The organism is Streptococcus sp. 2018WUSS126 (assembly GCF_044427425.1).
Classification (GTDB): domain Bacteria; phylum Bacillota; class Bacilli; order Lactobacillales; family Streptococcaceae; genus Streptococcus; species Streptococcus hashimotonensis.
Window position 1 is genome coordinate 49280 of sequence record NZ_JAOTGB010000018.1, and the last position, 9034, is coordinate 58313.

A 9034-nucleotide genomic window follows, 5' to 3' on the forward strand; every position below is an offset into this window, starting at 1 on the left:
TCCTCTAATAACAATAATACTCACATTATACCATAATCCTCGTGAAATAGCTAAAAAACCTTGCCAGAAGCAAGGTTTCAATCAAAATTATTTAGCTTTACGAAGTGCTCCGTAAAGGACACCTGATACAACCGCACCAATCAAAACATAGGCGATGTAAAGCAATGGATTAGATGTCAAAGCGATAACGAAGATACCACCGTGAGGAGCCATCAATTGGATGCCTGACAAACCAACCAAGGCACCTGCAAGGGCAGAACCAGCGATAAAGCTTGGGATTGCACGAGCTGGGTCAGCAGCACCAAACGGAATCGCACCTTCAGTGATGAATGAAAGACCCATAACGATGTTTGTCAAACCTGAGTTACGCTCTTCTTGTGTGAATTTGTCTTTGAAAAGAAGGGTTGCAACGAATACTGCCAACGGTGGAACCATACCACCTGCCATTACCGCTGCCATGGTAACAGAACCCCCATCTGCAACAGTTGCTGCAAGTGTACCTGTACCGAAGACATAAGCTGCCTTGTTGACTGGACCACCCATATCGACTGCCATCATACCACCGAGGACAAGGCCGAGGAGAATAGCAGAGCTACCTTCAAGACCTGCAAGGAAGTTGTTCATACCTGTGTTGATAGCTGCCATTGGGATGTTGACGAAGAACATCAAGAAACCAGTGATTGCTGTTCCCAAAAGTGGCAAGAGCAAGATAGCATTCAAACCTTGAAGTGATTTTGGAAGGTTGCGCAAAACGTTGCGAAGAACGAGCACTACACCACCAGCAAGGAAACCACCAACGAGGGCACCCAAGAAACCAGATGACACACCAGCAAGGGCAAGGGTTTCTTCACCACCAGCTGCGTAAGGGATTTTACCGAACGCAAGACCGCTGCTAGCAATTGCACCAGCTACGAAACCTGCAACCAAACCTGGTTTTTCAGCGATTGAGTACGCAATGTAACCTGCAAGAAGTGGCAACATGAAGCCGAAGGCTGCTCCACCTATCTTCATGAACATAGCTGCGATTTCATGGTATGAACCCAGACTACCAAGGCTGTCTTGTGGCACACCTAGAGCTCCATCGAATAGGAAGGCAAGAGCAATCAAGATACCGCCACCGATAACGAATGGCAACATTTGAGAAACACCGCTCATCAAGTGTTTATAGAACGCTTTACCAAGACTGAGTTTTTCTGAAGATTCTACAGTAGCTACTCCTTCTGACGCTGTGTAGGCTGATGCTTTACCCTCCAAGATAAGGTTAATTAATTCTTCTGGTTGTTTGATTCCAGCTGCAACTGGACGAGATACCAATGGTTTACCATTGAAACGAGGCATATCGACAGCCTTATCTGCTGCGATGATAACACCTGCTGCCTTCTTGATGTCTTCAGCAGTCAGTTTGTTTCCAACACCTGAAGCACCGTTGGTTTCAACCTTGATGTCAACACCCATCTCAGCAGCTTGTTTCTTAAGAGCTTCTTCTGCCATGTAAGTGTGGGCAATACCTGTTGTACATGCTGTAACAGCAACGATAAATGGACGGTCACCACTTGGTGCTGCAACTACTTCCTCAGCAGCCTTGTCAGCGGCTTCAGCTGTATCGAATACTGCAATCACTTCTTCTGGATTTGTTGCCGCACGAAGTCTATCAGCAAAACCAGCTTTCATCAAGTATTTAGACAATTCAGCAAGGGCTGCCAAGTGGGTATCGTTAGCACCTTCTGGAGCTGCAATCATGAAGAACAAGTCGGTTGGTTGACCATCAAGACTTGCGTAGTCAACACCCTTGTTTGATTTTGCAAAGAGAACAGTCGCTTCTTTTACAGCAGCATTCTTAGCATGTGGCATTGCGATACCATCACCAAGTCCTGTTGTCGTTTGTGCTTCACGGTTCATGATACCTGTTTTGAATACCTCAAAATCCGTTACATAACCTTTATCAACCAAACTAGCAATCATTTCATCGATAACTGCTTCCTTGCTTGTCGCTTGCAAATCAAGCAACATGACATCTTTTCTCAAAACGTCTTGAATTTTCATAGTGTTTCTACCTCAACTTTTTCATAAGTTTCCTTAATAAATTCGATACTTGCCAAATCGTCTGAAAAGGCTGTTGCCGTACCGCAAGCAACTCCCCATTTTAGGGCTTCGATTGGGTCTTGTGAGCGAACGTATTCGCCAGTAAATCCTGCCACCATGGAATCTCCAGCTCCGACAGAATTTTTCACTGTTCCCTTGATTGGTTTGGCAAAGTAAGTAGCTGCTGGAGTGACCAACAAAGCCCCATCCCCTGCCATAGAAATGATAACATTCTGAGCTCCCATATCTAAGATTTTCTTAGCATAGGTCTCGATGTCTGCAATGCCATTCAACTCGACGTTGAAGATTGCTTCAAGTTCATGGTTGTTTGGCTTGACCAAGAGTGGCTGGTGTGCTAATGAGTCTAGAAGTGTTTGGCCTTCAAAGTCACAGACAACTTGCGCTCCTGCTTTTTTCGCCACAGGAATCAGCCTATTGTAGACTTCATTTCCAAGACTAGCTGGAGCAGACCCAGCAAAGACAACGGTGTCTTCTTTGGTCAATCCTGCTAAGACCATTTCTAATTCGGCCAACTGTGTATCTGTCACAATCGGACCCAAACCGTTGATTTCTGTTTCTTGGTCAGCTTTGATTTTCACGTTAATACGTGTATCTTGATTAACCTGAACAAAATCAGTATCAATTCCTTCGGCAATCAATCCATCTTTGATGAACTGACCTGTGAATCCCCCAAGGAAACCCGTTGCTGTATTCGGATAGCCCAAGCGCTTCAAAACACGGCTAACGTTAATTCCCTTACCGCCGGCATACTTATCGTCGCTCTCCATACGATTGACACTGCCCGTCTCGACATGTTCTAAACGAACGATATAGTCAATCGCTGGATTGAGCGTAACTGTATAAATCATACCTCGATTACCCTCGTTTTCTCTTTTATGATGTCCAACAAACTGCTTTCTGAAGATTGGCAGATAATGTTGGATTTTTCGATTGCCGCAACTTTAACAAAGGAGAATTGACCAATTTTAGAAGCATCTGCCAAAACATAGCTTTCTTTGGCATTGTCTATGATAGTGCGTTTGATGGTCGCTTCTTCAATATCTGGCGTTGTAAAATAGTTTTTATCAATACCATTCATCCCCAGAAATGCCTTATCAAAATTGAGCTGTCGAATTTGTTCCAATGCTACTGCTCCAACGGAAGCATCTGTTGATTGCTTAACAAAACCACCTATAATGATTGTTTTTATCTTGCGTTCAACCAGCCTCACTGCGTGGTGAATAGAATTGGTAACGACTGTCAGATTTTCCTGCTGAAGATAATCAATCAGTACACCGGTTGTTGTACCTGCATCTAAAAAAATTACGTCTCCGTTAACAATCTGTCGAGCTGCTCGTTCAGCAATCTCTCGTTTTTCTTGAACGTTTTTGACAGATTTTTCTAGAATAGACTCTTCGAGTTGCAAATTTCCTGGTGCTTCAGCACCGCCGTGCACTCTTCGAAGTTTGCCTTCATTTTCTAGTTCATCTAAATCCCTACGAACAGTAGATTCAGACGTTGCTAGAATCTCAACTAACTCTTCCAATCGGACGAATTGCTGAGCCTGAATGCGTTCTAAAATGACTTGTTTTCGTTCTGATTTGAGTATGTTCAACACCTCCTGCAATCGTTTACAAAAATCATTATACACGATTTTCTGCCATTGTCAATCATTTTCTATCATTTTCTTTCAAAAAACTAGCAGAATCTACGCTTCCACTAGTTTCTCAATCATTTTTTTCATCATGTCCATTTCTTCTGGACGGCCAATAGACAGGCGAATATACCCTTCTAATTTACCTGTTGGATAATATTTGAAATTCCAATCCTGTGCCAAGGCTTTCTGATAAAATTCTTCTGTCCACGGTGCTTTAAACGTTACAAAACTAGCCTGACTAGGTAGAACTTGACAGTTATCTAACCCTTGCAAGAATAAAATCATTTCTTCTCGCAAATTCTGAATTACTCCCACTGTTTCTAAAACTTTGTCTGTATAATTCAATGCAAGGGCTGCCATTTTTGCAGTCAAGTTTGACAAGCTGAATGGGGGAATGACCTTGTCCAATTCATAAATTAACTCTTCGCTTCCTACCGCAAAGCCAACTCGTAAACCTGCAAGTCCAAAAGCCTTTGATAAGGTCCGTAAAACTAAAACATTATCAAATTGTTGCAGACGACTGATGAAGCTTTCGACATTTGCAAATTCAATATAAGCCTCATCTACAACGAGTAACCCTTTAAAAGAAATAGCCAATTTCTCCAAATCTTCTAGCGAATAAGCTACTGAAGAGGGATTGTTAGGGTTGGAGAGCATGATTATCTTTGCCTTCAACTCCTCTGCACGCGCCAACAATTTCTCTACTGGCAGGACGAGTGTATCGTTTTTTGCTTCCAAATCAATGGCTTCAAACCGGCTACCATGCATGTGATTATAGGTTTCATACATGAAGAAGTCTGGATTGACAGTCAAAAAAGTATCATCCTTTTCCATAAAGGTGGAAACAATCATGTGAATAAGATGATCAGAGCCCACACCTACTGTTACTTGTTTGGGATTCACTCCAAGATAGGCCGCATATTTCTCAATCAGTTCGGAGTAAGTGTTATCCCCATAAAAACTTAATTGTCTGACATCCAAATTTTCCAAGGTCTCTTGTGGCAAAAAGGCCCAATCAATGATACGATTTTCGTTATTTCCTAAATCAAATCTTGCCTTTTGTTTGATTTTATAAGGTTGGTAGTGTTCAAATACCTTGCGTTTCATCATTTCTCCTTCTAGCAAGAAAAACACAGTCTAATCAACTGTGTCTTCTGCTTTGATTTTTTCAAAAATAGTTAACTCTTCAGCTGTAAAGTTATAGTTTTCTAACAAGTCTGGACGACGTTGATAGGTTTTGCGTAGACTTTCTTCCAAACGCCATTTACGAATATTTTCATGGTGACCGCTCATTAATACATCTGGAACTACCATTCCACGATACTCGTATGGTCGGGTGTATTGAGGATATTCCAATAGCCCTGATGAAAAACTATCATCCGTATGACTGACTTCCTTGCCAATAACCTCTGGAATCAGGCGAACGGTAGCATCAATCATGGTCATAGCTGCCAACTCTCCACCTGTCAGAACATAGTCTCCGAGAGAAATTTCATCCGTTACCAAAGTTTTAATCCGCTCATCATATCCTTCATAGTGACCGCAGATGAAAATCAACTGCTCTTCCTGTGCCAATTCTTCAGCATAGGCCTGATTGAAAGTACGCCCAGCGGGATCCAATAGGATAACACGTGGAGTGGTTTGTTCAATGCTATCCATGGTATCAAAAATTGGCTGGGCACGGAGCAACATACCTTGTCCTCCGCCATAGGGTTCATCGTCCACATGGCGTGCCTTTTCAGCTTTCTCTCGGAAATTGTGGTAGTTGATTTCCAACAAGCCCTTGTCTCGTGCCTTGCCCACGATAGAGTGTTCAAGTGGCGCAAACATCTCAGGGAAGAGGGTCAAAATATCAATTCTCATCGTCTAGGCCCTCGAGCAATTCCACATCGACACGGTTATTTGGAATATCAATGTTCAAGACAACAGGCGGAATATACGGCAAGAGCAGGTCTTTCTTCCCTTTTCTTTTCACAACCCAGACATCATTAGCACCTGGTTGCAAGATTTCCTTGATTTGTCCGATCAGAATATCATTCTCATAGACATCCAAGCCGATAATTTCATGGTAATAAAACTCACCATCTTCAAGGGCGGTCAAGTTTTCCTCGGCAATTTTCAAACTAAAGCCCTTGTACTTTTCAATATCGTTGATATGATACATACCCTTAAACTTGATAATATCAAAGTTCTTAGCCTTACGGTGACTAGCAATTTCCACTTCCATGACAAACTGATCCTTGTCATCAAAAAGTGCAAGCTTTGCCCCTTTTTTAAAACGTTCTTCAGCAAAATCGGTCACAGACAAAACACGCATTTCCCCTTGTAGACCTTGCGTGTTAACAATCTTTCCTACGTTAAAATAATTCATAATTTCTCCATTTGATTTTCTATCCTTTTATTTTAACATGAGCAAGATATTTTCACAAGAGAGAAAAAGCCGGATGCCTCCGACTTTCATAGTTAATTTATTTCACGGACAAATGAGAGTGAGCTATTTTGATCAAGCGCAAATTAAGAGCTATTCCGCAGACAAAAATCCCTGAAATAAGACCAATCCAATAGGCTTCTGGACCCATTTGGAAAAATCTTTCAAGCAAGAATGCGACTGGGAAGGTCATGGACCAATAGGCAACCAAACCAAGTACAAAGGGAATGGTGGTATCCTTGTAACCACGTAAAATCCCCTGAATAGGTGCTGTAAAGGCATCTGCTAACTGGAACATGAGGGCAAAGCTAAGAAAATGCGAGGTCAGACGGATAAATTCTGCATCATTACCATAAAGGTAGGCAACTTTGGAGCGGAAAAAATATAGGAAAGTGAGTGTTAAGCCTGCAAAACCAAGTGCCACCAGGCGTCCTAAACGGCTGTAGGCTTTCACATCTTGTGGTCGTTTGGCCCCTACTTCATAAGCAATGACAATAGCTAGGGCTGAAGAAACTGAGGCAGGAAAGGCATATAATAATGTCGCAAAGTTCATAGCTGACTGGTGGGCTGCTATAATCTGGGCTGAAAACTTAGCCATGTAGAGCCCTACAACTGCAAAAATTGCTACTTCTGCAAAGACTTGTAAACCTATGGGAAGTCCGATTTTCAATCCTTCTTTCAGTAAAGACCCATCAATCGGACTCCACCGCCAAATCTGATAAGTTGCAATGGTCTTATTGTTGCACATGACAATGACAATTACTAGCAATACCGCCCAATAAGCTAAAGCAGTACCCAATCCAGCTCCAGCTCCGCCTAGGGCCGGTAGGCCCATTTTCCCATAAATTAAGAGATAGTTAAATAGACTGTTAAATGGGACAAGGAGCAACATGAGGTACATGGATAGCTGAGTCAAGCCGAGAGCGTCGAAAAAAGAGCGACAGACACTAAAGAGTAAGAGAGGCAGGATGCCAATGGAAATAAAATAGAGGTACTGCCTACCAACTTGAAAAACAGATTCATCAAGTCCAAACTGAGCCAAGGCGGGAACAGCGATAAATAGGACCGAGCACAAGAGTAAAATGGTTAATCCGATGGCTAGATAGACAAACTGATGAAACTCCTCACGAATCTTATCTCTTTCACCTTTTCCTAAATGTTGAGCGATGATTGGGACCAATGCAGATACAATCCCTGTTAGAAATGAAAAAAGCGGATTCCAAAGACTGGTTGCCATGGAAACACCAGCCAAATCCATAGTGCTGTACTGGCCTGTCATCATGGTATCGATAAAGGATGCGGAGTAATTAGCAAATTGATAAATTAAAATGGGCAAAAATATTTTGATAAAGAGCCAGAGCTTCTCTTTGTTATTTCTTGTTTGATACATGCTTATTCTCTTTCAATTTTATATAAATATTGTAACAAGAAAAGGACCTGCATTGCAAGTCCTCTTTGACTAGATAGAGTCACCATTCCAGATAGAGTTTTTCACGATAACATAGTCCACATGCTTCAAGCTGGTAATGTCACGTCCACCTGCATAAGAAATAGATGACTGCAAATCTTGCTCCATTTCAACCAGAGTATCTTTCAAATGTCCTTTGGCAGGGAGTAAGATTTTCTTACCTTCTACGTTTTTATAGGCACCTTTTTGGTATTCAGATGCAGAACCGTAGTACTCTTTGAATTTCTCGCCATCAACTTCAATTGTTTTACCTGGGCTTTCAATGTGACCAGCAAAGAGCGAACCAATCATGACCATGCTTGCGCCGAAGCGGATAGATTTGGCAATATCTCCGTGGGTACGGATACCTCCGTCCGCAATAATTGGTTTACGGGCAGCTTTTGCGCACCAACGAAGGGCAGCCAACTGCCAACCACCTGTACCAAAACCAGTCTTAACCTTTGTAATACATACTTTACCTGGACCAATACCAACTTTTGTCGCATCCGCACCAGCATTTTCTAGTTCACGAACTGCTTCTGGAGTACCGACATTACCTGCAATGACAAAAGTCTCAGGTAATTCTTTCTTGATATGTTGGATCATCTTGATAACACTTTCTGCATGACCATGAGCAATATCAATGGTGATAAACTCAGGGGCATCAGCTTTCAAGCTAGTCACAAACTCATATTCATATTCTTTTACGCCAACAGAGATGGAAGCAATCAAACCTTGCTCGTGCATGCGTTTGATAAATGGAATACGACCAGCTTCATCGAAACGATGCATGATGTAGAAATACCCTTCTTTGGCAAGCATTTCTGCTACATCTTCATCAATAATAGTCTGCATATTAGCTGGAACAACTGGTAATTTAAAGCTATATTTCCCAAGAGTCACTGTTGTATCTGCCTCGGAACGGCTATTGATGATACATTTATTTGGAATGAGCTGAATATCTTCGTAGTCAAAAACTGGAGTTTCGTTGAACATGCTTCTACCTCTTTTTCTTAACATTGGAACAGAAAAACAGTTTGTTTTTCGTATTTTTTCCTTATTACAAGATATAGTATAGCTTATCGTTTGTGTTTTGTCAATGAAAAAGAAACCTATCTAGACAATATTCGGATATATCACTTTTGGGACTCGTTTATAAAACATAACATTCGTATAATTCTTTTCTGAGTTACTATTCTTATAAAATTAAAAAAAATGTTCAGAATTTACTCAAACAATTTCACGTCATAACCACCCGTGAAAACGGGTGGCTTGTACACCGGCTATAAGCCGTTTCTCTCCAGCGACGTCTAAAGACGTTCGCTGAACTTCGTTCAGGTTAGTGCTATAATTACTTGACTAATGCCCGTAACAACGGGCTTTTATCTCGTTCTAAAACTGCCATCTGAAAATGGATCTT

Annotated in this window: 8 protein-coding genes; all 8 read right to left on the reverse strand. The window is 41.7% G+C overall.

Going from position 1 to position 9034, the window contains the following annotated elements; all coding sequences use genetic code 11:
• Positions 1 to 87 precede the first annotated feature (87 nt).
• Positions 88 to 2043, reverse strand: a complete 1956-nt coding sequence (locus ODU34_RS07855) for a fructose-specific PTS transporter subunit EIIC (protein ID WP_398578441.1) — start codon at positions 2041 to 2043, stop codon at positions 88 to 90.
• Positions 2040 to 2951: a 1-phosphofructokinase gene (gene pfkB, locus ODU34_RS07860; RefSeq protein ID WP_024406316.1), complete on the reverse strand. Its 912-nt coding sequence runs from the start codon at positions 2949 to 2951 to the stop codon at positions 2040 to 2042. The genes ODU34_RS07855 and pfkB overlap by 4 nt, the downstream gene beginning before the upstream one ends.
• Positions 2948 to 3697 carry a DeoR/GlpR family DNA-binding transcription regulator gene (locus ODU34_RS07865; protein WP_105178838.1) on the reverse strand — a complete coding sequence of 250 codons (750 nt, stop codon included), beginning with the start codon at positions 3695 to 3697 and terminating at the stop codon, positions 2948 to 2950. The genes pfkB and ODU34_RS07865 overlap by 4 nt, the downstream gene beginning before the upstream one ends.
• Before the next feature lie 93 nt (positions 3698 to 3790).
• Positions 3791 to 4846 (reverse strand): histidinol-phosphate transaminase, encoded by a 1056-nt coding sequence (locus ODU34_RS07870; protein ID WP_192874221.1) that lies wholly within the window; start codon positions 4844 to 4846, stop codon positions 3791 to 3793.
• A gap of 30 nt (positions 4847 to 4876) precedes the next feature.
• Positions 4877 to 5602: a tRNA (guanosine(37)-N1)-methyltransferase TrmD gene (trmD, locus tag ODU34_RS07875; protein ID WP_024406314.1), complete on the reverse strand. Its 726-nt coding sequence runs from the start codon at positions 5600 to 5602 to the stop codon at positions 4877 to 4879.
• On the reverse strand, positions 5592 to 6110 hold the full coding sequence (rimM, locus tag ODU34_RS07880) for a ribosome maturation factor RimM (RefSeq protein ID WP_105178840.1): 519 nt from the start codon (positions 6108 to 6110) through the stop codon (positions 5592 to 5594). Before rimM ends, trmD begins: the two co-directional genes overlap by 11 nt.
• A 97-nt stretch (positions 6111 to 6207) precedes the next feature.
• Entirely contained in the window at positions 6208 to 7557 is a 1350-nt protein-coding gene (locus tag ODU34_RS07885; RefSeq protein WP_136647268.1) for an MATE family efflux transporter, read from the reverse strand.
• A gap of 69 nt (positions 7558 to 7626) precedes the next feature.
• Positions 7627 to 8610, reverse strand: a complete 984-nt coding sequence (gene guaC, locus ODU34_RS07890) for a GMP reductase (protein WP_014637970.1) — start codon at positions 8608 to 8610, stop codon at positions 7627 to 7629.
• Positions 8611 to 9034: the final 424 nt, after the last annotated feature.

Excerpts from the sequence above, each read along its gene's own strand:
- ODU34_RS07855 (WP_398578441.1), bottom strand. The coding sequence starts at position 2,043 with ATGAAAATTCAAGACGTTTTGAGAAAAGATGTCATGTTGCTTGATTTG.
- pfkB (WP_024406316.1), bottom strand. The coding sequence starts at position 2,951 with ATGATTTATACAGTTACGCTCAATCCAGCGATTGACTATATCGTTCGT.
- ODU34_RS07870 (WP_192874221.1), bottom strand. The coding sequence starts at position 4,846 with ATGAAACGCAAGGTATTTGAACACTACCAACCTTATAAAATCAAACAA.
- trmD (WP_024406314.1), bottom strand. The coding sequence starts at position 5,602 with ATGAGAATTGATATTTTGACCCTCTTCCCTGAGATGTTTGCGCCACTT.
- rimM (WP_105178840.1), bottom strand. The coding sequence starts at position 6,110 with ATGAATTATTTTAACGTAGGAAAGATTGTTAACACGCAAGGTCTACAA.
- ODU34_RS07885 (WP_136647268.1), bottom strand. The coding sequence starts at position 7,557 with ATGTATCAAACAAGAAATAACAAAGAGAAGCTCTGGCTCTTTATCAAA.
- guaC (WP_014637970.1), bottom strand. The coding sequence starts at position 8,610 with ATGTTCAACGAAACTCCAGTTTTTGACTACGAAGATATTCAGCTCATT.